This is a genomic window from Rhodospirillales bacterium, from assembly GCA_028824295.1.
Lineage (GTDB): Bacteria > Pseudomonadota > Alphaproteobacteria > TMED109 > TMED109 > VXPW01.
In genome coordinates this window covers 13706-38121 of record JAPPED010000009.1, presented here as the reverse complement: position 1 = coordinate 38121, position 24416 = coordinate 13706, and the positions used below count along the sequence as shown (strand labels likewise).

The 24416-nt window shown below is 65.8% G+C and carries 22 protein-coding genes; 14 read left to right on the top strand and 8 right to left on the bottom strand.

The window, feature by feature from the left end; genetic code table 11:
* The 3 genes from OXH60_05365 to OXH60_05355 all read right to left on the bottom strand — a co-directional run.
* A partial coding sequence (locus OXH60_05365; protein ID MDE0711547.1) for an efflux RND transporter periplasmic adaptor subunit occupies positions 1-1200 on the bottom strand: 1200 nt, incomplete at its 3' end.
* An 8-nt stretch (positions 1201-1208) separates the two neighbouring features.
* Positions 1209-2429 carry a TolC family protein gene (locus OXH60_05360; GenBank protein MDE0711546.1) on the bottom strand — a complete coding sequence of 407 codons (1221 nt, stop codon included), beginning with the start codon at positions 2427-2429 and terminating at the stop codon, positions 1209-1211.
* A gap of 97 nt (positions 2430-2526) precedes the next feature.
* Positions 2527-2802 carry a metal-sensitive transcriptional regulator gene (locus OXH60_05355; protein ID MDE0711545.1) on the bottom strand — a complete coding sequence of 92 codons (276 nt, stop codon included), beginning with the start codon at positions 2800-2802 and terminating at the stop codon, positions 2527-2529.
* A gap of 502 nt (positions 2803-3304) precedes the next feature.
* Between OXH60_05355 and sbmA the strand changes: the two genes are divergently transcribed.
* The 3 genes from sbmA to OXH60_05340 all read left to right on the top strand — a co-directional run bounded on the left by sbmA (position 3305) and on the right by OXH60_05340 (position 5126).
* Positions 3305-4330, top strand: a complete 1026-nt coding sequence (sbmA, locus tag OXH60_05350) for a peptide antibiotic transporter SbmA (GenBank protein ID MDE0711544.1) — start codon at positions 3305-3307, stop codon at positions 4328-4330.
* A 176-nt stretch (positions 4331-4506) separates the two neighbouring features.
* Complete coding sequence (locus OXH60_05345; protein MDE0711543.1) at positions 4507-4737, top strand: hypothetical protein; 231 nt, start codon at positions 4507-4509, stop codon at positions 4735-4737.
* The gene (locus OXH60_05340; GenBank protein MDE0711542.1) at positions 4737-5126 is read left to right on the top strand and encodes a type II toxin-antitoxin system VapC family toxin; all 390 of its coding nucleotides are present in this window, start codon (positions 4737-4739) and stop codon (positions 5124-5126) included. Before OXH60_05345 ends, OXH60_05340 begins: the two co-directional genes overlap by 1 nt.
* A 137-nt stretch (positions 5127-5263) precedes the next feature.
* On the opposite strand, the gene lipB is transcribed toward OXH60_05340, so the two are convergent.
* Positions 5264-5917, bottom strand: coding sequence for a lipoyl(octanoyl) transferase LipB (gene lipB / locus OXH60_05335; protein MDE0711541.1), 654 nt, complete (start codon positions 5915-5917; stop codon positions 5264-5266).
* Between the two features lie 222 nt (positions 5918-6139).
* On the opposite strand from lipB, the gene mgtE reads away from it, so the two are divergent.
* From mgtE to OXH60_05300, 7 genes are all read left to right on the top strand, one after another.
* Entirely contained in the window at positions 6140-7507 is a 1368-nt protein-coding gene (gene mgtE / locus OXH60_05330) for a magnesium transporter (GenBank protein ID MDE0711540.1), read from the top strand.
* A 20-nt stretch (positions 7508-7527) separates the two neighbouring features.
* On the top strand, positions 7528-8700 hold the full coding sequence (locus tag OXH60_05325) for an isovaleryl-CoA dehydrogenase (protein ID MDE0711539.1): 1173 nt from the start codon (positions 7528-7530) through the stop codon (positions 8698-8700).
* Positions 8700-9269 carry a hypothetical protein gene (locus tag OXH60_05320; GenBank protein MDE0711538.1) on the top strand — a complete coding sequence of 190 codons (570 nt, stop codon included), beginning with the start codon at positions 8700-8702 and terminating at the stop codon, positions 9267-9269. Before OXH60_05325 ends, OXH60_05320 begins: the two co-directional genes overlap by 1 nt.
* Positions 9270-9335: 66 nt before the next feature.
* Positions 9336-10523 (top strand): acetyl-CoA C-acyltransferase, encoded by a 1188-nt coding sequence (locus OXH60_05315; protein MDE0711537.1) that lies wholly within the window; start codon positions 9336-9338, stop codon positions 10521-10523.
* Positions 10524-10542: 19 nt separating this feature from the next.
* Positions 10543-12147, top strand: coding sequence for a methylcrotonoyl-CoA carboxylase (locus OXH60_05310; protein MDE0711536.1), 1605 nt, complete (start codon positions 10543-10545; stop codon positions 12145-12147).
* 3 nt (positions 12148-12150) lie between these two features.
* Positions 12151-12951 carry an enoyl-CoA hydratase-related protein gene (locus tag OXH60_05305; GenBank protein MDE0711535.1) on the top strand — a complete coding sequence of 267 codons (801 nt, stop codon included), beginning with the start codon at positions 12151-12153 and terminating at the stop codon, positions 12949-12951.
* A gap of 5 nt (positions 12952-12956) precedes the next feature.
* Entirely contained in the window at positions 12957-14927 is a 1971-nt protein-coding gene (locus OXH60_05300) for an ATP-grasp domain-containing protein (GenBank protein ID MDE0711534.1), read from the top strand.
* 77 nt (positions 14928-15004) lie between these two features.
* Here the strand turns inward: OXH60_05300 and choV are convergent, their stop codons facing one another.
* The 3 genes from choV to OXH60_05285 are packed head-to-tail and all read right to left on the bottom strand — an operon-like array spanning position 15005 to position 18059.
* Complete coding sequence (gene choV, locus OXH60_05295) at positions 15005-16189, bottom strand: choline ABC transporter ATP-binding protein (GenBank protein MDE0711533.1); 1185 nt, start codon at positions 16187-16189, stop codon at positions 15005-15007.
* Positions 16190-16207: 18 nt separating this feature from the next.
* Positions 16208-17056 carry a choline ABC transporter permease subunit gene (gene choW / locus OXH60_05290; GenBank protein ID MDE0711532.1) on the bottom strand — a complete coding sequence of 283 codons (849 nt, stop codon included), beginning with the start codon at positions 17054-17056 and terminating at the stop codon, positions 16208-16210.
* Positions 17057-17111: 55 nt separating this feature from the next.
* Positions 17112-18059, bottom strand: coding sequence for a choline ABC transporter substrate-binding protein (locus OXH60_05285; GenBank protein ID MDE0711531.1), 948 nt, complete (start codon positions 18057-18059; stop codon positions 17112-17114).
* A gap of 112 nt (positions 18060-18171) precedes the next feature.
* Here OXH60_05285 and betA point away from each other — a divergent pair, with 112 nt between their 5' ends.
* The 3 genes from betA (at position 18172) to OXH60_05270 (ending at position 21116) form a co-directional block, all read left to right on the top strand.
* On the top strand, positions 18172-19830 hold the full coding sequence (betA, locus tag OXH60_05280; protein ID MDE0711530.1) for a choline dehydrogenase: 1659 nt from the start codon (positions 18172-18174) through the stop codon (positions 19828-19830).
* Between the two features lie 679 nt (positions 19831-20509).
* On the top strand, positions 20510-20782 hold the full coding sequence (locus OXH60_05275; GenBank protein MDE0711529.1) for a type II toxin-antitoxin system RelE/ParE family toxin: 273 nt from the start codon (positions 20510-20512) through the stop codon (positions 20780-20782).
* Positions 20783-20801: 19 nt separating this feature from the next.
* Positions 20802-21116 carry a HigA family addiction module antitoxin gene (locus OXH60_05270; GenBank protein ID MDE0711528.1) on the top strand — a complete coding sequence of 105 codons (315 nt, stop codon included), beginning with the start codon at positions 20802-20804 and terminating at the stop codon, positions 21114-21116.
* A 617-nt stretch (positions 21117-21733) separates the two neighbouring features.
* On the opposite strand, the gene OXH60_05265 is transcribed toward OXH60_05270, so the two are convergent.
* Positions 21734-23662 carry a primary-amine oxidase gene (locus OXH60_05265; GenBank protein ID MDE0711527.1) on the bottom strand — a complete coding sequence of 643 codons (1929 nt, stop codon included), beginning with the start codon at positions 23660-23662 and terminating at the stop codon, positions 21734-21736.
* A 470-nt stretch (positions 23663-24132) separates the two neighbouring features.
* On the opposite strand from OXH60_05265, the gene OXH60_05260 reads away from it, so the two are divergent.
* A complete protein-coding gene (locus tag OXH60_05260; GenBank protein MDE0711526.1) occupies positions 24133-24411 on the top strand; it encodes a type II toxin-antitoxin system RelE/ParE family toxin in 279 nt (92 codons plus the stop codon).
* The last annotated feature ends 5 nt before the right edge of the window (positions 24412-24416 follow it).

Here is a 24416-nt window from a genome sequence, read left to right as displayed (position 1 = left end):
GACCTCGGAATCGAGCATGAACTGGCCGCTGGTGACAACCTCCTCTCCCGCGGCGAGACCGGCGAGGACCGCCGTCCGCCCGTTGGCGGACTGGCCGGTCTCCACGGCTCGGCCAGTGAAACGGCCACCGCCGAGCGAGACGATGACGTGGGCGCCTCGGCTGTCGCGCAGGATCGCTTCACTCGGGACAGTCAGGCGCACTTCATCGGCGTCGAGCAGAAAGCGGATGTCGGCGTAGGCCCCGGGACGCAGGTGGCCCTCCGAGTTGTCTACGACGATGCGCACATCGGCGGTGCGGGTTTGGGGATCGATGGTCGGATAGATGTAGTCCACCCGGCCCTCGGCCGGCGCCTCGGGCGCGCTGGGGAAACTGAGGAACACCGCCAGCCCGTGTTCGATCGACGAAAGTTCGGCCTCCGGGATCGACGCAATGACCCAGACGTCCGCGTAGGACTGCAGGCGCAGAACCGGCGTTCCCGGTTTTACGTAGTCGCCCTCGCGGACATCGAGCCGGCTGACCGTCCCCGTGGCCTCGGCGTACACCGGCACACGCTCGACGACCTCGCGGGTCCCGGTCAGGCGCTCGATCGCGGCCGGCTGCATGCCCACCGAGCGAAGCCGCTGGCGAACTGCGGCGATGCGGTTCTCATTGCCGATCTGCAGCGAGGCAAGATAGTCCTTCTGGGCGGCGATCAGTTCCGGGCTGTAGACCCGGTAGAGCAGTTCGCCAGCTCGGACCGAATCGCCCTCGGCGCGCACGGTCAAATCCTCGATCCACCCTTCGAGCCGCGACGCGGACACGGTTTCCAGCCGCTCGTCGGTGTCGACGTTGCCGAAGGCCCGCACCAAACGCGCGAGCGGGGCATGTTCGGCTGGCGCGGTCCGGACCCCCATGGTCTGAACCATTTCCGGGGCAACGGCAATGACGCCGGCGCCTTCGGTAGCGGCCGTTTGCCCTTGCACGGGTACAAGATCCATTCCGCAGATCGGGCACGTGCCGTCGGGATCGGTCGCAATGTAATGCGGATGCATTGGGCAGGTGAAACGCAGCGGCCCGTCGGCGGCGGCGACCTCCGGGGCCGCGACGGCAGGATCCGCTTGGGGGAGAGCGAGCACGCTTTCCGGGACGTAGCCCCGGTCGTAAAGGAGATATCCGAGCACGACCAGGGCTAGGAAAAGCCCCAGGCCGGCATGGAACATCGCCTGTTTCACGGTCCGGCCAAAAGGGCGTTCATGCGGGCGATGGCGCGGTCACGGCGTGCCTGTTCGCCTGCAATCTGGCCCTGCAGTCCCAGTACGGCAACTTCGCCGTCGAGAATGGGGGAATAATCGCCTGCTCCGCTTTCGTAAACGGTCAGGCGGGCCGCGATTTGATCGCGAATGGCCGCGATTTTCTGCTCGAGGATCGCGATACTGGATACGGCGGCCGCGCGGGTTGCTTCCCAGGCCTGATGTCGGGCCAATGCCCGGCGGGCTGCAGCCATGACCCGGCTGCGGGCGGCCTCCCGTTTCGCTTCGGCCTCACGCAGGGCTGGTGCCTGCGAGCGGTCTGCCCAGAATGGGACCGTGAACGTCGCGGTGGCGCTTACCCAATCGTCGCCCTGACCGTCGCGCTGCTGGTACATAAGTTGGACGCCCCAGTCCGGCTTCCAGGCCGCTTCCGCCTGATGGATTCCGGCCTCGGCCACGGACACGCCGGCTCGTGCCACGCGAACGGCGTGGAAAGCGGAGGCCTCGCCGGACCAGGCTTTTGGCGACAGCGGTGGGGGAGGGGTATCGGAAGCCTCGTCGACGAGTTCCACTATCTGGGCCTGAATTTGGTCAGCCTCGGCTTCGAGATCAGCCAGGCGACGGGCGACGTCGGCGCGTTCGACATCGATTTCAGCAAGGCGGAACAGAGCCGGTCGTCCGGCGTCGATCTCCGTTTCAACGATTTGCGCGAGCTCGTCGTACTTCGAATCCCTCGCCACGAGGAGTGCCCGCAGTGTCTTGATTCGTTGCTGGTCGATCAGCGCGACGATCAGGTCCGCGCGGAGTTCGGCGAACCGTTGGTCGATTGCGGCATCGTTCTGCAGGGCGCTTTGGCTGGCTTGGGCCGCCCGCGCATCGCGGCGAGCGCGATTCGGGATCATTTGGCGGACACCCACGGTTTTGCTGGTCGGCAGGTAGCGCGAAAACGACGGATCGAGAAGCGGGAAATTGAGAATCCCGAACGAGAGGACGGGGTCGGGCAGGGCATCGGCGGTCACGGCCCGCTCACGAAATCCCGCCGACTGATGACGCATGGCCTCGAGCGCCGGATGCTGAGCCAGCTGCGCTTCCAGCTGGCTGAAGTCCTGGGCGAGCGCGGAAGGAGGGCTGGACAGGGATGCCAAGGCGACTCCCAGTGGGACGGCGAGCCGCAGGAAGCGATGCACAGTTGTCAGCACGTGGCCTGCAGCTCGGTGACAGGGGCGCGGGGAGGCACGGTTGCCGGGCACCCGCGCCCGAGCCGTTGTCCATCCGTTCCGCGCCGCGACCGGCCGGTCATCGCCGGCGGCCTCCGAGGACCATGACCAGCTCCTCGACCTTCGCTCGGCGGTCGTCGAGGTCGTCGGACAGCATGGCGTGCTCGACGCAAGTCTGGAGGTGATCATCCATGACGATTCCTTCCAGGGCGCCAAGGGCCGCTCTGGCCGCCTGGATTTGCCGCACTACGTCGATGCAATATCGGTCACCTTCCACCATCCGCGCGATTCCGCGTACCTGGCCTTCGATCTTGGCAAGCCGGTTTCGGGTTTCTTCCTTGGCTTTCGCTTGCATGGATGCATCCTGTCGAACACGGTGTCGCAAATACCCTACCGGGGTAGGGGTAAGACAGCATGTAGCGCCGGGCGAATCCAAGTCAAGGATCGGTCCTGCCTCGGAAAGCCCGTGGAGCCCAGCCGGGATCGCCCACGTACCGTTTGGTCCAGCACGGCGCGAGCAACCGAGCAGACGGCGAGCGGCCATGCAGCGGGTCCACGCCGGCGACGCTCTGCGTGTGACGCCAGAACGCAAAACGGGTGGCGGCGGTTGGGAATGGAACGTTTCCGGACGATCGCCGGCGCAAAGGCTTTGGCCGGCGGACACGCGGCAGCTAGATACAGCGGCAGCGCACAGTCCGGCCGCTGCTGCTTAATTTGTTACAACGGCAGCGGCCGGCGGTCGTGCTAGGGCTGGTCCAAGGCTAGGGGCCCGGCGTCCGGCCGGCATTCCCGGGCCTATGTGAAGACAGGTGACTCGCGGGCTCCCCGTCGATCACAGTTCCGATAGGAGAGAGCTTGTGTTCAAGTCCTTCTTCGCCAACCGGCGGTGGATGCATTGGTCATTGCTGGGCAGCGTGGCGATCTTGGTGGTCACTTGGTACAAGGTGCAATTGGATGTCCGGATCAACGAATGGTTCGGCGATTTCTACGACACACTGCAGCAGGCCCTGGCTGAGCCGGGTGCGGTGGAGTTCACCGATTTTCTTGCGAAATGCCTGACCTTCGCCGAGATCGCCGCCATCTACATCACCGTGGCGGTTCTGCTGGAGTTCTACGTCCGTCATTACGTGTTCCGCTGGCGGACGGCGATGAACGACTACTACATGTCGTACTGGGACCAGGTTCGCCACATCGAGGGCGCCGCCCAGCGGGTTCAGGAAGACACCATGCGCTTCGCGCGTATCGTCGAGGGACTGGGGGTCGCTTTCATGCGCTCGGTCATGACGCTGATCGCGTTCCTGCCGCTCCTCTGGACCCTGAGCGAGCATGTCACCGAACTGCCGTGGATCGGTGTCGTCCCGCACTCGCTCGTCTATCTCGCGATTATCTCGGCTGCTGCCGGGACCGTGCTGCTGGCGATCGTCGGGATCAAGCTTCCCGGCCTTGAATTCAACAACCAGAAGGTCGAAGCGGCGTACCGGAAGGAGCTGGTGTACGGCGAGGATTTTGAAGAACGCGCGGAACCCGAGACGATCGGCCAGCTATTTTCCAATGTCCGGCGAAACTACTTCCGTCTCTACAAGCATTACCTGTACTTCGACATCGCGAAGTGGTCATACCTGCAGTTCGCAGTCATCGTTCCCTACATCATGATGGGTCCCACCATCGTCGCCGGCATCATCACGCTCGGTGTGCTGCAGCAGATCCTGCGGGCGTTCGACCGTGTGGAGGGGTCGTTCCAGTTCCTGGTCAACTCCTGGTCGACGATCGTCGAGCTCATCTCGATCTACAAGCGGCTGAAGGCGTTCGAGTCCACGATCCGGGTGGATGACCGGACCGCGCGGCCGCTGACCGGGCCGGGCTTCGAGGGCGCGCGGAGCTAAAGACGGAAACTGGGGTGGCGGGTCTGCCCCGGCGAGAAAGTCGGTGCCAGGTGCTCTCCGTCCAATGCGGCGGGCGCCGGCCCTGCCACCTTGTCGATCCACCAAGGCCCGCGATGCCCGGATCCGTGTCGACGCCGGCCGTTGACATGAACAACACATGCTTTCATGTTATGCACATGACAGTGATGATCCAGATTCGAAATGTCCCGGAAGCACTCCACCGGCGACTTCGCGTTCGTGCTGCTACTGAAGGGATTTCCATGTCGCATTTCGTGCTGCGGGAGATCGCACGCGCCTTGGAGCGTCCGAGCCGACAGGAGTTGCTCGAAGCCATTCGTTCGCAGCCGGAAGCTGAGCTGGACCCGTCGCCTGCGGAATTGCTCCGGGAGGAACGGGACCGGCCCTGATGGTCCTGGACGCGTCCGGCGCTGTCGAACTGCTCCTGAATACGGCCGCCGGCAAAAGGCTGTCTGCGCGCTTGGCGGGTGAGTTCGAGGCCGTCCACGTCCCACACCTCATCGATATTGAGATCGCACAAGTGTTGCGCCGTTACGTTCTCCGGGGAGCCCTCGATGAACGGCTGGGGGCGATGGCGCTTGGTCGCTGGATGGACTTCGACGTCGAACGACACCCGCATCACCCGTTCCTCGGCCGGATTTGGCGGCTTCGGGCCAATGTCACCGCTTATGACGCCGTGTATCTGGCTCTGGCGGAGGCACTGTCGACGGAGCTCGTTACGGGTGATCGGAGGCTGGCGGAGGTGCCCGGAACAACAGTCGCCATTGAGCTGATCTAGACGTCAAGGCTCCGGCATCGCGGACGGGCACACGTGCCGCGAACGGCGAAGGCTGTGCGGTCGGTATTCGCTGCAGTCCGTTGCAGGCGGCGCGGCAACTTTTCGGCCTTTTCCGCCGCCCCGCTGCCGCGGCGCGCCTAGTGCAAGCCGGCGCCTGGCGCCGCTTCCCGCGGCGGCACCCACTCGGCAAACCGGCGCACAAGGGCTCGGTCAACGTCGGCCATGGACGCCTCCACGCCGACCTCGCGCAACGACGTCACGCCGGCGTCCTGGATCCCGCAAGGGACGATCCCGTCGTAATGGGCGAGATCCGGGTCCACGTTCAGCGACACCCCGTGGAAGGTCACGCCACGTCGTACGCGCACGCCAACGGCGGCGATTTTCGCGTGCTGACCGTTCGCGTCTTCAACCCAGACGCCGATGCGGCCGGCGTGGGTCTCGCCCTGGATACCGAAGTCGTTCAGCACGGCGATGATCCATGTCTCGAGGCCATTGACGAAGGCCCGGACATCGCGACCTCGCGCCCGGAGGTCCAACATCACGTACGCAAGTCGCTGGCCAGGGCCGTGATAGGTCACGCGTCCACCTCGCCCCGTCGGAAATACCGGCAGGCTCGCCTTTGGCAGGACTTCGCTTGGATCGGAACTGGTTCCGGCCGTGTACAGGGGCGGATGTTCCGCCAGCCACACGCATTCGTCGGCGGTTCCCGCCAGAATTCCGGCGACCTGTTCTTCCATGCTTGCAACTGCATCCGGGTAGTCGACCGCGGTCGTACTGTGTCGCCAGGTAATACCGTCAGTGGTGTGAAGCATCTCGTCCTAATCGGAAAAAGGTTGATCAAGGAACAGCGTAATCCTGCCCGAGAGATATGGCGACCTGGGAGCGCGGGCGCAGCTCCCGCCTCCGGTCGGGCGCGCTCCAAAACCTTGGAACCCGCAGCGAGCCACGATAGATTACAGGCATCTATTTCAGACCCAGACGTCGCGGCGCGATTGCCATGGTGGGAGGGATCGATGCCCGAATCCCAAGCCACCGCCACCGCCCAGGAACAGCGACTTGAGCTGATTTCGCGGTTGGCTGACGCGGGTACCGAGCCTTTGGCATCGGATCTCGCACAGCTTCGAGCCAGCCACCCGGCCGACCTTGCCGACATCATCGAGCAGCTGCCGTCGGAGCCCCGGCTGCGCGCGGTGCACCTGCTGGGTGAGGATCTTCCGGCAGACAGCCTCGCCTCGCTGTCGCGCCGGGTCCTTGACCGGGTCGCTTCGGCGATCGACCCCGGTCTGCTGGCCAGGCTGACCGGGGAACTCGAGACCGACGACGCAGCGTACGTTCTCGAGTGCCTGGACGAAGCGCGCCGCGCCCGGCTCCTCAAGGAGATGCCGGCCAGCGAGGCGGAGCTCGCCAGGCAGGCGCTGGAATTCCAGGCCGACAGCGCCGGGCGCATCATGCAGCGCGACTACGTCGCGATTCCGTCGTACTGGACGATCGGACAGGTCATCGACCACCTGCGCGATTCGCCTGATATCCCCGACGAGTTCTACGCGCTGTTTGTGGTCGGTGCCCGTCACACCCCGGTAGGGACGATCCCGCTGCATCGGGCCATGCGGACTCACCGCGACGTGCGCGTCGCCGACATCATGACGCGGGACCCGAAGGTCGTGCAGGTCAACGCTGACCGGGAGGACGTCGCGTTCGTGTTCGACCAGTACGAACTGACGTCTGCACCGGTTGTTGACGCGCAGAACCGACTGATCGGCATGGTGACCGTCGACGACGTGGTTGACGTGATTCAGGAAGAGGCCAGCGAGGACATGATGCGGCTAGCCGGCGTCGGACCGGAACATGACATCTACACGGCCGCCTTCCAAACCGCGCGCAACCGGTTCAACTGGTTGCTTATCAACCTGTTCACGGCGTTTCTTGCATCAGCCGCGATAGCGGTGTTCGCCTCGACCATCGAGCAGGTGGTGGCGCTGGCGGTGCTCATGCCGATCGTCGCCTCCATGGGTGGCAACGCCGGCATGCAAACGCTGACGGTGGCGGTCCGCGCCATTGCCACCCGCGAACTCACCCCGGCCAATGCGGCGCGGGTGTTGGGGAAAGAGGTGCTAGTAGGCCTGTGCAACGGCGTGGCATTCGCCGTGCTGACCGGCCTCGGGGCAGGACTTTGGTTCTCGAGCGTGCCCATCGGTCTCGTGATCGGTGCCGCCATGATCTTCAATATGGTGGTGGCCGGTCTGTTCGGAGCACTCGTGCCGATGATGCTGGAGCGCGCGCGGGTCGATCCGGCTCACGGGGCAGCCGTCATTCTGACCACGGTTACGGATGTCGTGGGATTCTTTGCCTTCCTGGGGTTGGCGCAGCTGACCCTGCTGTGAGGACTCGGTAAATGGTTCAGATGCTCTCGAACGCGCCAGCCAGCTTCAACTTCAATCTCGGGGAAACCGCGGACATGCTGCGGACCAGCGTGAGCGGGTTTGCGGCCCGGGAGATTGCGCCCCGGGCCGGCGAGATCGATGCATCCAATGACTTCCCCGACGACCTCTGGGAGAAGATGGGTGCAATGGGGCTGCTCGGCGTCACCGTGGAGGAGGAGTACGGGGGCTCGGAACTCGGCTACCTCGAGCACGTCGTGGCGATGGAGGAGATCAGCCGGGCCTCCGCATCGGTGGGTCTCAGCTACGGCGCCCATTCCAACCTCTGCGTGAATCAAATCCGTCTCAACGGAACTCCGGAGCAGCGGGAGCGGCATTTGCCGGGGCTGGTTGCGGGCACCAGCGTCGGGGCGCTCGCCATGAGCGAGGCGGGGGCAGGCTCCGACGTCGTGGGGATGCAGACGCGGGCCGAGCGGAATGGGGACCGGTACGTCCTGAACGGGGCGAAGTCATGGATCACGAACGGCCCGGACGCCGACATCGTCGTGGTGTATGCGCGAACCCGTCCGGGGCCAGGCGCCAGGGGGATCACTGCGTTCATCGTGGAGCGTGGTTTCAAGGGTTTCAGTCGGGCTTCGAAGCTCGACAAGCTGGGCATGCGCGGTTCGAACACCGGGGAATTGGTCTTCGAGGACTGTGAGGTCCCGGTCGAGAATGTCCTCGGAACCGTCGACGAGGGAGTCGCGGTGCTGATGAGCGGGCTCGACTACGAACGAATCGTGCTGGCGGGCGGCCCACTGGGCGTGATGCAGGCGTGCTGGGACCTCGTGGTCCCCTACGTGCATGATCGCAAGCAGTTCGGGCAACCAATCGGCTCGTTCCAGCTGATGCAGGGCAAGCTCGCGGACATGTACACCACCATGAACGCATGCCGCAGCTACGGCTACGCAGTGGCGCAAGCCTGTGACCGAGGCGAGGCGACGCGCAAGGACGCAGCGGGCGTCATCCTGTACACGGCGGAGCGGGCCACTTGGATGGCCTCGCAGACCGTGCAGGTGCTGGGCGGGAACGGCTACACCAACGAATACCCGGCTGGCCGCCTCATGCGCGACGCCAAGCTCTACGAAATCGGTGCCGGCACCAGCGAGATCCGGCGCATGCTGATCGGACGCGAGATCTTTGAGGAATCTGCCTGATGGCGGGCGTTGTCCAGGGAACGGCGGCGCTGCTGCTGACTGGCGCGGTTTGTGCGAGCATGCCGGCCGCAGCGTTCATGCCCAGGGAGTTCGCGGCAGGTGCGGCCACCGGCGGCATTCGACTCGCGGAGGATTCCGAAGGGGTGTCGCCGTTTCCGATCGCTCCGCTGCCCGGCGACGGGGCTGGTACCGCCCCGTCCGGCGCGGGCGGCGATCCTGCGGGGGTCGGCCCGTTCCCGATACCGGGTGTCGACCGATCACCGGGCCCGTCGCAGACGCCTGCCCCCCCACCGTCCGAGCTGATCGGGGCCGAGCGGCCGGCGCCGGCCGCCGGCGGCCGGGACGCGGACGCAAGGGGTGCGCGGGCGCCGACCGAACGGGAGGTCGGTGTGCCTCCGTTCCCCTATGATCCCGAAGCCCGCGGGGGTGCGGCACGCCAGTGTGTGCGGGGCTGCGTCGCTACGCGTTCAGATTGTGCACAGGCGGGCAAGCCCGCCCGGCAATGCGAGGGCGACTTCGTCCTTTGTGCCCGGGACTGTGTCCTCGCACCCGGTCTGTCTAACTTCTGACGGCCCGGCAGCTAACCTTGTCGCGGGGCGAACCCGCGCACCGCAACCGAAACGGAGTTTATCGTCATGATTGAAGACCCGATTGTCGTCGCCGGGATGGCACGGACCCCCATGGGGAGTTTTCAGGGAACGCTGCACGGCGTCTCGGCCCCGGAACTTGGCAGCGCCGCGATCAAGGGCGCCCTGGAGCGGGCGGGCGTGCCGAGCGAGGACGTGAGCGAGGTCTTCATGGGGTGCGTCCTTCCGGCGGGTCAGGGCCAGGCGCCGGCGCGCCAGGCGGCGATTGGCGCCGGGATTCCGGTTGACGCTGGCGCTACGACCATCAACAAGATGTGCGGGTCGGGCATGCGGGCAGCCATGTTCGGCCACGACACGCTCGCCGCCGGCAACGCGGACGTGGTGGTCGCGGGCGGCCTCGAGAGCATGTCGAACGCGCCCTACGTGGTCCCCAAGGTCCGGGCCGGCCTCCGCATGGGCCACGCGGAACTGCAGGACCACATGTTCGTCGATGGGCTGGAAGACGCCTACGAACCCGGCAAGCTCATGGGTCATTTCGCCGAGGCAACCGCCCAGAAGTACCAGTTCACGCGGGCCGAACAGGACGACTTTGCGATCCGGTCGCTGACGCGGGCGCGCAAGGCGAACGAGGACGGGACGTTCGCGGACGAGATGGTCCCCGTGACGGTGAAGACCCGCAAGGGCGAGACCGTGGTTGAGCGGGACGAGCAGCCGTTTTCGGCCAACATCGAAAAGATTCCGTCCCTGCGTCCGGCCTTCAGCAAGGATGGGACGGTGACCGCTGCCAACTCCAGCTCGATCTCGGACGGCGCTGCCGCCCTGGTGCTGATGCGCGAGTCCGAGGCGGAGCGCCGGGGACTGATCCCGCTTGCCCGGATCGTCGCACAGGCGACGCACAGCCAGGAGCCTGCCTGGTTCACGACGGCGCCGCCGCCCGCCATCCGCAAAGTCCTCGACAAGGCCGGCTGGGATGCCGACGACGTGGACCTCTACGAGGTCAACGAGGCCTTCGCTGTCGTCACCATGGTGGCCATGCGCGAGTTCGGACTATCGCCCGACAAGGTGAACGTGCACGGCGGAGCGTGTGCGCTCGGTCACCCGGTGGGGGCGTCCGGTGCCCGCATCATGGCGACCCTGATCGCAGCTCTGCGCAAGTACGGGTTGGACAAAGGCGTCGCGTCGCTGTGTATCGGTGGCGGCGAGGCCACGGCGGTGGCGCTGGAGCTCGTCCACTAGGCGCAGGAAGCCATCCGTCATGCCCGCATTGGCAAGCCGGCTCGACGTCCAGGGGGTTGCCTACCGGACCAACTGGACGCGCATGCGGGCATTGGTGGACGAACTCCGCGCCCGGATCGAGACGGTTCGTGAGGGCGGCGGCACCCGCGCGCGCGAGCGGCACATTGCCCGCGGGAAGCTGCTGCCGCGGGAGCGGATCGATCGCCTGCTGGACCCCCGGGCGCCGTTTCTGGAACTCTCTCCGTTGGCGGCCTGCGATCTGTACGACGGAGAGGCGCCGGCCGCCGGACTCATCACGGGCATCGGTCCGGTCGCTGGACGGGCCTGCATGCTGATCGTGAACGATGCGACGGTGAAAGGCGGAACGTACTACCCCATCACGGTCAAGAAACACCTGCGCGCCCAGGACATTGCCGCCGAGAATGCGTTGCCGTGCATTTACTTGGTGGATTCCGGCGGCGCCTACCTGCCGTTGCAGGACGAAGTGTTTCCGGACCGCGATCACTTCGGGCGGAGCTTCTACAACCAGGCACGCATGTCGTCGCGGGGGATCCCGCAGATTTCGGTCGTGATGGGGTCGTGCACGGCGGGCGGCGCCTATGTCCCCGCCATGTCCGACGAGTCAATCATCGTGTCCGGACAGGGGACCATTTTCCTCGGCGGACCGCCGCTGGTCGAGGCAGCTACCGGGGAGGTCGTGACTGCGGAGGAACTGGGCGGCGCCGACGTGCACGGCCGCCGGTCTGGCCTCGTCGACCACGTGGCAGACGATGACGCACATGCCCTGTCGCTGGTGCGCCAGGCGATCGGCCATCTTGGCGACGAGGGCGCTGCGGTGGACGACGCCCCGCCGGATGAACCCGAGTACGATCCGGAGGAGCTCTATGGTCTCGTTCCGATCGATCCCCGCGAACCCTGGGATGTACGCGAGGTCATCGCGAGGATCGTCGACGGCAGTCGCTTTGACGAATTCAAGCCGCTGTACGGGTCCACGCTGGTTTGCGGTTTCGCGCAGATCTGGAAGCGGCCGGTCGGAATCCTCGGCAACAACGGCGTGTTGTTTTCCGAATCGTCCCGCAAGGGCGCCCACTTCATTCAGCTTTGCGAACGCCGTGGGATTCCCTTGCTGTTCCTGCAGAACATCACGGGCTTCATGGTCGGGGCGAGCTACGAGGCCCGTGGGATTGCCAAGGACGGCGCCAAACTGGTGACCGCGGTCGCCACGTCCAGCGTGCCGCGGCTCACCGTCATCATCGGAGGCTCCTTCGGTGCCGGGAACTACGGGATGTGCGGACGGGCCTACAGCCCCCGGTTTCTCTGGACTTGGCCGAACGCCCGCATTTCCGTCATGGGCGGGGAGCAGGCCGCCCATGTCCTGTCGGTCGTGCGTCGGAACGCGATGGCCACCCGGGGCGAGGACTGGCCGGAAGTGGAACAGGAAGCGTTTCGGGACGGTATCCGCGACCAGTACGAACGGCAGGGAAACCCGTACCACGCGACGGCCCGCTTGTGGGACGACGGCATCATCGATCCGCGGGAGACCCGGCGAACTCTGGGGCTGGCACTGCGAATCGTGGCGTCTGACCCGGACCCGCATCAGCGGTTCGGCGTTTTCCGGATGTAGACCATGACGACAGGCACCCCCGAACAGTCAGTCCGCCACGTGGTCGATGCGCGCGGTGTGGCGCGAGTCGAGATCGCCCGCGAGGAGGTTCGCAACGCGCTCGACGAGGCGACGATCGGCGAATTGGGAGCTGCCTTTGGGTCGCTGGCACGTGATCCGGCTGTGCGCATCCTCGTGCTCCAGGGGCGTGGCCCTGCATTCTGCGCGGGGGCCGACCTCCGCTGGATGCGAAGGAGCGCCCGGATGAGCACGGAGGAGAACGTTCGCGACTCGGAGACGTTTGCCGCGATGCTCGAAGCGCTGGCCGACTTTCCGCGTCCGACCGTAGCGCAGGTTCAGGGAGCCGCGTTCGGCGGCGGGCTCGGTCTGGTGGCGGCCGCCGACATCGCGGTCGCTTCGGCATCGGCACGGTTCGCGTTGTCGGAAGTCCGGCTCGGTCTGGAGCCCGCCATGATCGCGCCGTACGTGATCGAAGCGCTCGGGCCGCGCGAGTTTCGCCAGCTCGCTCTGACCGGCCGGCCCTTCGGCGCTGATGACGCCCTTCGGCTCGGTCTGGTGAGCCAGGTCACGGATGACATGGAGTTGAACGCGGTCGTCGAGGACCTGGTGACCGCGCTGCTCAAGGGTGGGCCGGAGGCGCAGCATCGAATCAAGGAGCTGACCCGGGCGGTCGTCGGACGCGCCAGGGACGGCGCGCTGCGGACGGAACTCGCCACGCGGATTGCGGAGCGCCGGGCGAGCCGGGAAGGACAGGAGGGCGCGGCCGCGTTCCTGGAAAGGCGTCCTCCCGACTGGACCGGCTGACAGCGGTGTTCGAACGTGTCCTGATCGCCAACCGCGGCGAAATTGCGGCGCGGGTCGCGCGTACCTGTCGTCGCCTGGGAATTGCCACGGTAGGCGTGACCTCGTGGGCGGACCGAGAAGCGCTGCACGCCCGCTCTGTGGACACGGTCTTGCCGCTTGGACCGTCGGCGTCGCACCTGAGCTATCTCGATTCCGATCGCCTGCTTGCAGTCGCCCGGCGGGCCGGGGTCGATGCCGTCCATCCCGGATACGGCTTCCTTTCCGAGAACGCGGAATTTGCGGAGGCCTGCGTGGCGGCGGGCTTTCGCTGGATCGGACCGTCGCCCGACGCCATTCGCTTGATGGGAGACAAGGATGCCGCGCGCAGCCGCATGGAGCGCGCCGGGGTGCCGGTGCTTCCCGGATTTCCGGTAGAGGCGGCCACCGATGTTGCTGACCGGTGTCGTGCGCTTGGCTACCCGGTTCTGGTCAAGGCCGTTGCAGGCGGCGGTGGCCGGGGACTGCGGCGCGTCGATACCGAAGCCGAGCTGGGCGAGGCGCTGAACTCGGCAGCGCGCGAGGCGGAGGCCGCCTTCGGGAACGGTCGCCTTTTGGTCGAGAAGCTGGTGACGGCGGCCCGCCACGTCGAAGTGCAAGTCCTCGCCGACAGCTGCGGCCGCACGGTTCATCTGTTCGAGCGCGATTGCTCTCTGCAGCGGCGGCATCAGAAAGTGATCGAGGAGGCGCCGGCCCCCGGTCTCGATCCTGCGGTGCGCGCCGGGCTTACTGGGGCGGCCTGCGAAGCTGCCTCCGCAATTGGCTACGAGAACGCCGGAACAGTCGAGTTCCTTCTGGCGGACGACAATCGGTTCTACTTCATCGAAATGAACACGCGCCTCCAGGTCGAACATCCGGTCACGGAATGCGTGACAGGGCTGGACCTTGTGGAATGGCAGATCCGAATTGCCGCAGGTGAGCCCCTCGATTTCGAGCAGGACGCGATCCTGTTGCGTGGCCACGCGATCGAGGCGCGGGTTTGCGCCGAAGATCCCGCGCATGATTTTCGACCTCAGCCGGGCCCGATCCATGAAGTCCGCTGGCCCTCCGGGGAGGGAATTCGCGTCGACGCAGGAATTGCGTCGGGGGACCGAGTGCCGCCGCACTATGATTCGCTGATCGCGAAGGTGATTGCCTTCGGGAAGGATCGGGAAGAGGCTCGCTCGCGGCTCGTGGCGGCACTGCGGCAAACCCGATGTGCCGGTCCGGGCACAAACCTGAGCCTGCTGAGCGGATGCCTCGAGGATCCCGCGTTCCGTGCCGGTCAGGTCGATACCGGTTTTATTCCCGACCGGCTCGACGCTCTGTCCCGTCCGCCCGAGCCACCTGAGGATGAGATCTTCGCGCTGGCGGCCTTGGCGGTGGTGGCACGGCCGCCGGCGCCTGCTTCCGGGGATCCGTGGAAGGCGGTCGATGGCTGGCGCGGTGGCGGCCCCGACAACCAAACCCTGCGTCTGTCATGCGACGCGCGCACTGTGGAGGTGTGCGTGGAGCCGGCTGGCGCCGGTGCGTGGACGATGCGGATCGACGGCCGCAGGTACGCGATGTCAGGGAGCATCGACGAACGGGGAGCGCTGGATGTCCGGGTTGGCGGGATCGCCGTTCGCGCCTCGGCGATCGTGGACGAACTGCGTGTCTGGCTCTTCCTGGACGCGGGAGACCGTGTCGTTGAACGATCGGACCGAATGTCCGGGAGCACAGGCGGTTCAGGCGAGGCCTCCGATTTCGCGTCACCGATGCCGGGGCGCGTGACCGACGTACAGGTCGAGCCAGGGTCCCTGGTGGCTGCCGGGGCCACGCTGCTGATTGTCGAGGCCATGAAGATCGAGCACCGTATCGAGGCGCCGAGCGCGGGGCGGGTCACCGCATTGTTGTGCGAACAGGGCGCGTGGATCAACGAAGGCGAGCCATTGGTCGAGTTTGCGCCGGAATCCGGTTGACGACACGACGATCAGTGCTTGTCGATAGCGGCTTCGACCCGCGAGCGCGGTCACCGAAGTCGGGTCGGCCGCCGAGATCAGTCCTGCTGGTTACCGGCCAAGGCACCCTGTCGCATCAGGCCGCGATAGATTTCGTCGTCGCCGATCACGCCTACCATCCGGCCCTGCTCCATCAGCAGTACTGGTCTGCCGGTGCAGTGCCGGAGTTCTATGGCCGTGCGCATCGGCAGGTCAGGCGCCGCCGCGCAGATGGTTCCGCCGGTAAGCGTCTCTGTGTCCAAGTCCGGCGAATAGTGCCGGATCGTGGCGGGAGCCGGTTCGATGCTGGCCTCGTCGGGTTCGCCCTCGGCGTTCAGTCTCAGTCGATTGAGGCCCGACCAATCGAGCCGCAGCATGTCGCCATCGCGCCGTACGTTCGCCACCGGCGTCATGAGCGAGCGGCAACGCAGCACGTTGAGCGCGTCCATATGGGCAATGAACTCGGCAACGTAGGCGTTGGCCGGATTGAGAACGATTTCTTCAGGCTCGCCGTACTGGACGATCCGGCCGGCTTCCATGATCGCGATATGCCGCCCGAGCTTGAGCGCTTCGTTGAGATCATGACTGACGAACAGGATCGTCTTGCCGAGTCGGCTCTGCAGATCCAGCAGTTCGTCCTGCAGGTGCTCCCGGATTAGCGGATCCAATGCCGAGAACGGTTCATCCATCAGGAGGATGTCGGAGTCGGTGGCGAGTGCACGGGCAAGTCCGACCCGCTGCTGCATGCCGCCGGACAGCTCGTGCACGTACCTGTCGCCCCAGCGGTCGAGATCCACCAGCTCGAGGTGTTTCCGGACGATGGTGTCCCGTTCCGCCCGCCCGGCGCCGCGCAGTTCAAGGCCGAAGCTGACGTTCTCATGGACGGTGCGCCACGGCAGCAGGGCAAACTGCTGGAACACCATGGCGATGCGCTCCGTGCGCATGCGCCGCAGCGTGGCGGCATCGCAACCAGCCATGTCGAGTGGGGCATTCCCGTCGCGGACCAGGACTTCGCCGCGGGTGACACGGCAGAGGCCGTTCACGGCGCGCAGCAGCGTCGACTTGCCGGAGCCCGACAGACCCATCAGGACGCAAATCTCGCCGCTCTGCACCGCGAGCGATGCACCGGCAACACCGATGACCGAGCCGGTGGCGTCCTGGATGCCTTGTCGGTCGACGCCGCCGTCGAGCATCTGCAGGGCAGTCGGTACGTCGCCACCAAACAGGATGTCGACCGCCTTCAGCTCGATCGCGTGAATGGGTCAGCCCCGCTGCTTGGTGCCGCCACGCGGCTTGCACAGGCGATCGAGCAAGAAGGCGACAATGACGATGGCGAGCCCGGCCTCGAAGCCCTTGGCGATGTTCACGGTGTTGAGTGCGCGCAACACTGGCACGCCGAGGCCTGGCGCGCCGACCATTGCCGCGATGACCACCATCGACAGGCTGAGCATGATGCACTGGGTGACGCCGGCCATGATGGTCGGCAGGGCGTGTGGCAGCTCCACCTTCCAGAGGAGCTGGCGGCGTGTCGCCCCGAACGCCTCGCCGGCCTCGATGAGCGGCCGCGGCACTCCGGAGACACCCAGATGCGTGAGCCGGATTGGGGCGGGGATGGCAAAGATCACCGTGGAGATCAGGCCGGGCACCACGCCCAACCCGAACATGATCATGGTTGGAATCAGGTAAACGAAGGTCGGGATCGTCTGCATCAGGTCGAGTACGGGACGGATGGCGTTGTAGAGCCAGGGCCGGTGTGCGGCAGCGATACCGACCGGCACGCCGATGACAACACAGATCACTGTGGAAAACAGGATGAGCGTGAAGGTCTGGACCGTGGTTTCCCAATAGCCGAGGTTGATCACCAGCAGCAGCAGCAGCACGACGGCGGCGACCAGTTTCCAGGACCGGTGCAGCCAGAACGCGAGGCCGGCAAGCGCCAGCACCAGGGCGAGCGAGGGGACGGCCAGCAGCAGGCCGGCCACGCCCTCGATCAGGAACTTCAGGAACTCAGAGACGTAGTCGAAGAACCAGGCCCCGTGGTCGAGCAGCAAGTCCGCAAGGGACTTGATCCACTTGCCGAGGGGAATCTTCTGGTCCGTCAACCAGTGCAATACCTATTCCCGGGCTGTCCGCCCCGTCGTGCAGTCGGACGGGGCGGAACTCGTTTTAGAGCCCGAGGCTTGCGTTCACGGCAGCCAAGCCGTCGTCGCCGCTCAGGGTCGTCACTCCGTCAAGCCAACCCTCCAGGATGGACGGGTTCGCTTGGAGCCATGCCGTTGCGGCCTGCTGCGGTTCCTGCTCGTCCTCGAGGATGGCGGTCATGATCTCGTTTTCCATCGCCAGCGTGAACGTCAGGTTGGTCAGCAGCCTCCCGACGTTCGGGCACTCTTCAACGTAACCCTGCCGGGTGTTGGTGTAGACCTCCGCACCGCCGAAGTTCGGGCCGAAAATGTCATCGCCGCCGGCGAGATAGGTCATCTCGTACTTCGCATTCATCGGGTGCGGCTCCCACCCCAGGAACACGATCCACTGATCCCTGCGGTTCGCCCGGTCCACCTGGGCGAGCATGCCTTGCTCGCTCGATTCCACCAGCTCGAATCCCTGCAGCCCGAACGTGTTCTCGTCGATCATGGCCTGGATCAGCCGATTGCCGTCATTGCCCGGCTCGATGCCGTAGATCTTGCCTTCGAGTTCTGCGCTGTACTGGGAAATGTCGCCGAAGCTCGTGATGCCACCGTCGGCCGCCAGCTTGTTGACGGCAAGGGTGTATTTCGCCCCGGTCAGGTTCTGGGCGACGGTTTCGACCGACCCCTCGTCCCGGTATGGCGCGATGTCGGCTTCCATGGTCGGCATCCAGTTGCCGAGGAAGACGTCGATATCGCCATTCTTGAGACTGGTGTACGTCACCGGCACGGAGAGCACGGACGCAGTCGGCTCGTAGCCGAGGGCCGTGAGGACCACGGAAGTTGCCGCGGTCGTCGAAGTGATGTCAGTCCATCCCACATCAGAGAAGCGAACCGTCTGGCACGAATCGGGATCGGCCGCCCAGACGGAGGGCGAAAACAGCAGAGCTGCAACCACCCCGAGCACTGTCATGCGCACGCGTTCTGTCATCGCCATATCCTCCTGGTTGGGTGTCCGTTACACGCCATTGCAGGCAATGACGCTCGTTAGGGCTACCATGACGGCCATAGGGCCGCAAGAGTAGGGGCGGCGGCGCATCCAGATGAACACGCGACAGATGTTCGAATATGTCGTCGTTGGTGCCGGGTCGGCAGGCTGCGTTCTGGCCAATCGGCTGACCGAGGACGGCACCGCGCGTGTGTTGCTGATCGAGGCCGGCGGCAGCGACCGCAGCATCTTCGTGCAGATGCCGACGGCGCTCGCCATCGCCATGAACCACCCGCGTTACGGATGGCACTATCAGACCGAGCCCGAGCCGCATCTGGGCGGCCGGCGTTTGCACTGTCCGCGCGGCAAGGTGCTCGGCGGCTCCTCGTCGGTCAACGGGATGGCCTATGTCCGCGGCAACGCCCTGGACTACGAGGGCTGGGCCGCGGCCGGCGCGACGGGATGGTCATATGCCGAAGTACTGCCGTACTTCCGGCGGGCCGAGAGCTTCAGCGGCGGTGGCGACGATTACCGGGGTGACTCGGGCCCGCTCCATACCTCGCGCGGTGGCATGCGCAATCCGCTTTACGGTGCCTTCATCGCGGCGGGTGAGCAGGCTGGTTACGCCCGCACTGCCGACATGAACGGCTACCGGCAGGAAGGTCTCGGTCCGATGGACATGACGGTCCATCGGGGGCGACGCTGGAGCACCGCCAACGCGTACCTGAAGCCGGCTCGAAGTCGGGGGAATTTGGCCGTCGCAACCCAGGCGCTGGCGACCCGGCTTCTCCTGGATGGCCGGCGGGTCAGCGGTGTCGAGTACCGGCAGGGCGGCGTCATCCGAACGGCGCTGGCGGCCCGCGAAGTCATCCTGAGCGGTGGGCCGATCAACACCCCGCAGCTGCTGATGCTGTCGGGAATTGGCCCGGCCGATCAACTTCGCGAATTCGACATCGAGGTGGTCCACGATCTGCCCGGTGTCGGGGAAAACCTCCAGGATCATCTGGAACTCTATATCCAGCAGGCGTGCACCCGGCCGGTGACGCTCTACGCCGCTACCGGTTTGCTGCGCAAGGCGTTGATCGGGCTTCGGTGGGTGGCGTGCCAATCCGGACTTGGCGCCACCAACCACTTCGAGGCCGGCGGCTTCATCCGCTCACGCCCGGGCATTCGCTGGCCCGACATCCAGTACCATTTCCTGCCGCTGGCGGCTTCCTACGACATGAAGGAACAGGTCCGCTGCCACGGCTACCAGGCCCACGCCGGCCCGATGCGCTCGAACTCCCGTGGATCCGTCCGACTCGCTTCGGTTGATCCGGCCGCACCGCCTCGAATCCGGTTCAATTACATGAGCCACGCCGATGACTGGGCCGATATGCGGGCCTGTGTGCGGTTCACCCGGGAGATCTTCGCCCAGCCCGCCTTCGATCCCTACCGCGGCGAAGAACTCGCGCCCGGCGCTTCCGTCCAGAGCGACGCAGAAATCGATGCGTTCGTCCGCGAAACGGTTCAGAGCGCTTATCATCCCTGCGGCACCTGCAAGATGGGCACGGACGCGATGGCGGTGATTGACCCGCAGAACCGGGTGCATGGGATGGACGGATTGCGCGTCGTCGACAGTTCGGTGATGCCGGCCATCACGACGGGAAATCTCAACGCGCCGACGATCATGATTGCCGAGAAGGCCGCCGACGCAATCCGGGGCCAACCACCGCTGGCAGCCTCGGAGTCTCCGTTTCATACCGCGGCCGATTGGAAGACGGCGCAGCGCTGACCAGTAGGCCATCGGTCCGGTTGCGGGGGGAGACGTGGTTCCTCGGGCTGCGGCCGGATGGTGGGCCTCAGAACGATTTGCCGGACCCGTTGAAGCGGCTTCTGCAGGGCTTCCAGACTGCGTCAGGAGGGAACAAAGAAACATGGTGCTGCGGTGTGACCGTAAAACGGGGCAATGCCCGATGCAATGTGGCTCCGCACCGGAGATCGTGCTGAAGAGCTGCAGCCGGAAGGCCGATTCCGATCGACTGTCACCGGACTCAACTGCCAAGGGACCGGGGGTCTTCTACTCTCTACATGGAGTGTGAGGCCAACGCGCCGAAGGGCGTCCCAATCGCGCTTCCTGACCACTCAAGCTGTCTGGCGATGAAAACCGTTGCGCAATCGGTGTTTAGCCTGAGCGACGTTTGAGCGGCAGCGCCCGTCGCGCACTTGTTGAGACAGTCCCGGAACCGGTGCACGGCACGATAGGAAGCCGGAGGTAACCGATCAGCGCATGAAACCGGGCGCACCGGCAGCGTCGTTCACTCGGCCCGCGCCGTCGGTGGTGGTGCGGGCGCCGGCGAGCGGCAATGCCGCTCTTGCTCCCGCAGCGCGTTGGCGAGCTCCGCAGAGTCGCCACCGGTTGGGACAGCACGGCAGGCGATTGCAGCGTGTAACGTGCCGCGCTACAGTTAATCATGAGGATCAGGCACAAGGGACTGCGAGCGCTGAACGAGCGCGATGACGCGGCGCGGCTGCCAGCCGGTCTCGCGCCACGGCTCCGGCGCATCCTGTTTCGGCTGCAAGAGGCGACGCATCCGAGCAGCGCGGACGCGCCGAACTTCCGGCTGCATCCCCTCAAGGGCGACCGCACGGGCCAGTGGAGCGTTCGCGTCTCGGGCAACTGGCGCGTGGTGTTCCGCTTCGAGGACGGCGAGGCCGTGGTCGTGGACCTGATCGACTACCACTGACGGAACGGGAGCACTGACCATGAACGACATTGCGAGCGATCGCGTCGGCCCGATGCAGAACCCGCCGCACTTGGGCGAACTGATCCGCGAGAGCATGGACGAAGTGGGCTGGAATGTGACCGAGACGGCGGCACGTCTCGGTTGCGAGCGCGGAACGCTGTCGCGGCTGCTGAACGGCAAGGCGGGCGTGTCGGCGAACATGGCGCTGGCGCTTGAGGATGTCGGCTGGGGCACCGCCGAGCACTGGATGCGGATGCAGGCGAGCTACGAGCTTGCGCAGGCGCGCCGCGAGCGGATCGCCGCCGAACGGCGTGCGGGCGCGCTGCACACATGATCGAGCCTCGTGCCCGCCCGGACGGACGGGGTGCTGTCTCGGCGGCTGTCCTTTATCCGCTTTCGGCCAAAGGCAGGTCGTGCGGTGCTCGGCGCAGAGCGGGCGCATAAGCCGGACGGCGATCTGCCGAAGATTTCGTGGTCGAATTTGCCGTCACTCAAGAGCGAATCTGACAATGGGCAGGAAAGCAAAGAATAGCGGAGAAGGTTGATTGGAGGGGACTTGGCGCGAGGAGCACCTGTTCTCGCTGGAGCAGGCGCTGCAGCGCCACGACTTCCTGGAGCAGCAGATCCAGGCCTGCGAGGCGCGGATTGCGACCATGATCGATGGCCTGACGCCGGCACCGGCAGACGGAACTCCCGACAGCCCTGCTCCGGTCGCCCAGCGTCCGGCCGATCCGCGCTCGGACCCGGCCACGCGCGCGGCGCTGCACCGGATGATGGGGGTCGATCTCACCGTGATCCCGACCATCGGCACGGGCACGGCGTTGACGGTGGCCGCGGAGATCGGCCCCGAGTTCTCCGCCTTCCCATCCGCCCGGCACTTCTGCTCGTGGCTGGGGGTCGCGCCGGGCATTGTCTCCGTCGCGACCGGGTGTCGGGCGGATCGCCGTCTTGTCAGGCGCTGGGCGGCACGTCGAGTCTCGGATTGCGATCGAAGAAACCGTCGGCTTCGAGGCGGAAGCCGGTGCGGGCGACCGGCTGGACCGGCCAGTCCTCGACTCGCGGCAGGTGCAGAATGCCGAACGTATGCCACAGCACGATGTCGGTGTCCCTGATCGACCGGCCCTGCTTCACCCAGGTTGCGATGGTGTCCGAACCGTCGCTTTGGTTGACGAAGCGTCCGGCCGGGTACCGCTGGTCTGGATCGCTGGGCGTGCACCAGACATGGTTGAAGATGAAGGCGGCGCGTCTCGCCATCATGGTGTCGGCATGGAGCCACGGCCGCAACATGCCTCCGGAATGGAGGCGATAGGCCGTTGCCCTGCCCAGCGCGTTGGTCACCGAAGTGCTCTCGACCTTCCACAACCGCTCGCTGTCCGCGTTTCGCCTCCGGCCTCCCTCGGTTTCGATCACCGTTTCCTCGACGCGGAACGCGTTGCCGTGCGGGTTGTCCCCGCCCATCGGGGGCCGCACCACGTTCAACTCGACCAGCCGGTTGGCGTCGCCGTCGACAGCCATGTCGAGCCGGGCGCAGAACAGATGCTGGTGATTGGGGGCGACGACGCCGGGCATGACCTCGGTGCCGTAGGCGACGCCGGAGACCGCGTTCAGGCCCTGGGTGTTCACGATGCCGGTCGCCTTGACCTCCAGCTCCAGCGTACCGTCCATGTGGAAGATCCAGTAAAATCCGTACTCGTAGTTGCCGACCGTCGCGACCATCGAGATGAGCAGCCTGCGCGCCCGGCGGTGCTCCGTCCCGCCGGTCACGTAGTCGGTGTGCTTCCATAACATGCCGTCGTCTTCCTCGTGCAGGCAGACGGCGTTCTCGACGACCGCCGGCTCGCCCGAGGTCAGGTTGAACACGCCGTCGAAGTAGTGAATGTGACCGCGGCAGTCGCAGCCGAGTTTCAGCGGGTTGGCAACTTGGCCCATGCCGTACTCGCCGACATCGAAGGCGTTCTTGCGGTAGTGGTTGAAGGACGGATCGCCGTAGGGGACTACCATCTCCGCGATCGATGCGCGCCAGATCAGCGGCCGCCACGGCGCACGCTCGCCGCTGCGCACCCGGATGTCGTTGAGCACGAGGCCTTCGCGCGGATGGAACTCGACGTGGAAGCGCCAGTTGGCCCAGCTCACGACGCGGTCCTCGACGGTGAAGGACGGGCCGTCGGGCTGGACGATGTGGATCGGCATCAGGTCGCCGCGCAGGGTGTCGGTGATCTCGGGCCGCGAGGCCTGATAGTTCGAGGAAGCCATCGGGATCTGGTGGACCCCGTGGTCGAGGACCCGGACAACCTCGACCCTGTTGAGGTCGAACAGGACGTTCAGACCCTCGACCGGATGAGCGTAGCCGTTGTCCGCCGGATCGGAGCGCAGGTAGACCAAGCAGTGCACCAGCCGATGTCCGCGCTCGTCCTTGAAACCGAAATTGCCGGCCGAGAAGGGGTCGATCTGGATGTTCGAGAGGTCGGTGACGCCGCGCTTCGCCATCGCCGCTATGAAGTCGGGATGCTGGGGCACGGTCTCCGCGCAGACCAGGAACTCGTCGATGTTGATCGCCGGTCGCGCACCCTGAACCTCGCGGGCCGATTCCACCGCGCGACCGGTCAGGTCGACGATCAGCTCGGAGACGCCGTCGGTTGCAGTGTCGTATGCGCTGACATAGGCCCTCCGGCTGCCGCTGGCCGCGCCGTCCGCGATCTCCGCCCGGCATTGCGCCTTGCCGGGATAGCGCAGGCGAATCGATTCGAATCTCGTGGTTTCCGTCCAACCGTCCCATTCCCGGACGATCCCGGCTGCGGCTCGGATTTCGGCTGGGGTCAGGGGGTTGAGCGGATGGTTGCCGCGTTCGGTCGCTGGGGTGGAATTGCTGCTGTTCGCCATGGGGTTCCCCTTGTCGAGCGGCACCGGACTGACCGGCAGAGGCTAGCCCTCTTCGCTCACCACCGCTGGCCCAGGCCCTCAAAACACAGCTGCGTGGGGTGTATGCCTGTGTGTGCCTGTGTGTGTGCCCGAAACGCCGAATGGCGTCTGCATCTTGCTTCCTGACCGCTCGTACGTTCGCGCGAAGCAACCCAATTTGTAACCGGCAGTTAGCCCGATCGGCGCTTGAGCGACCGCGTCCACCACGCACCTCAGGAAACAGTTCCCGAACCGTCGCGCGGCTCCCGGCCGGTAGTGTAGGAAGCACGAGGTAACGGATCAATGCGCGAAGTTTCGTTCGCCAGCAGCGTCCTGCACTCGGCCCGCACACAGGGTGCCGGGCATCAATGCGGGCGCGACCAAGTCTTGGTTCACGACCGCAAGTCGTTTCGCCTTTACGGAAACCGTAATGCCGTCTACAGTCGGCTCGCGTGATACGGAGCTTCAGGGATCCGGCGACGCGACGCTTCTTCGAGGGGCAGCGTGTGGCAGCCTTTCACGGGTTTGCCCGTCAGGCGACAGGTCGGCTGACCCTGCTGGACAGCGCGGAAACGCTCCGCGATCTGGCCGCGTTGCGCAGCAATCGGCTGGAGGCACTGCGGGGTGACCGCGCTGGTCAGCACAGCATTCGGATCAACATGCGATGGCGCATCTGTCTTCGGTGGACCGACGACGGGCCGTGCGATGTGGAGATCGTGGACTATCACTGAGGGGA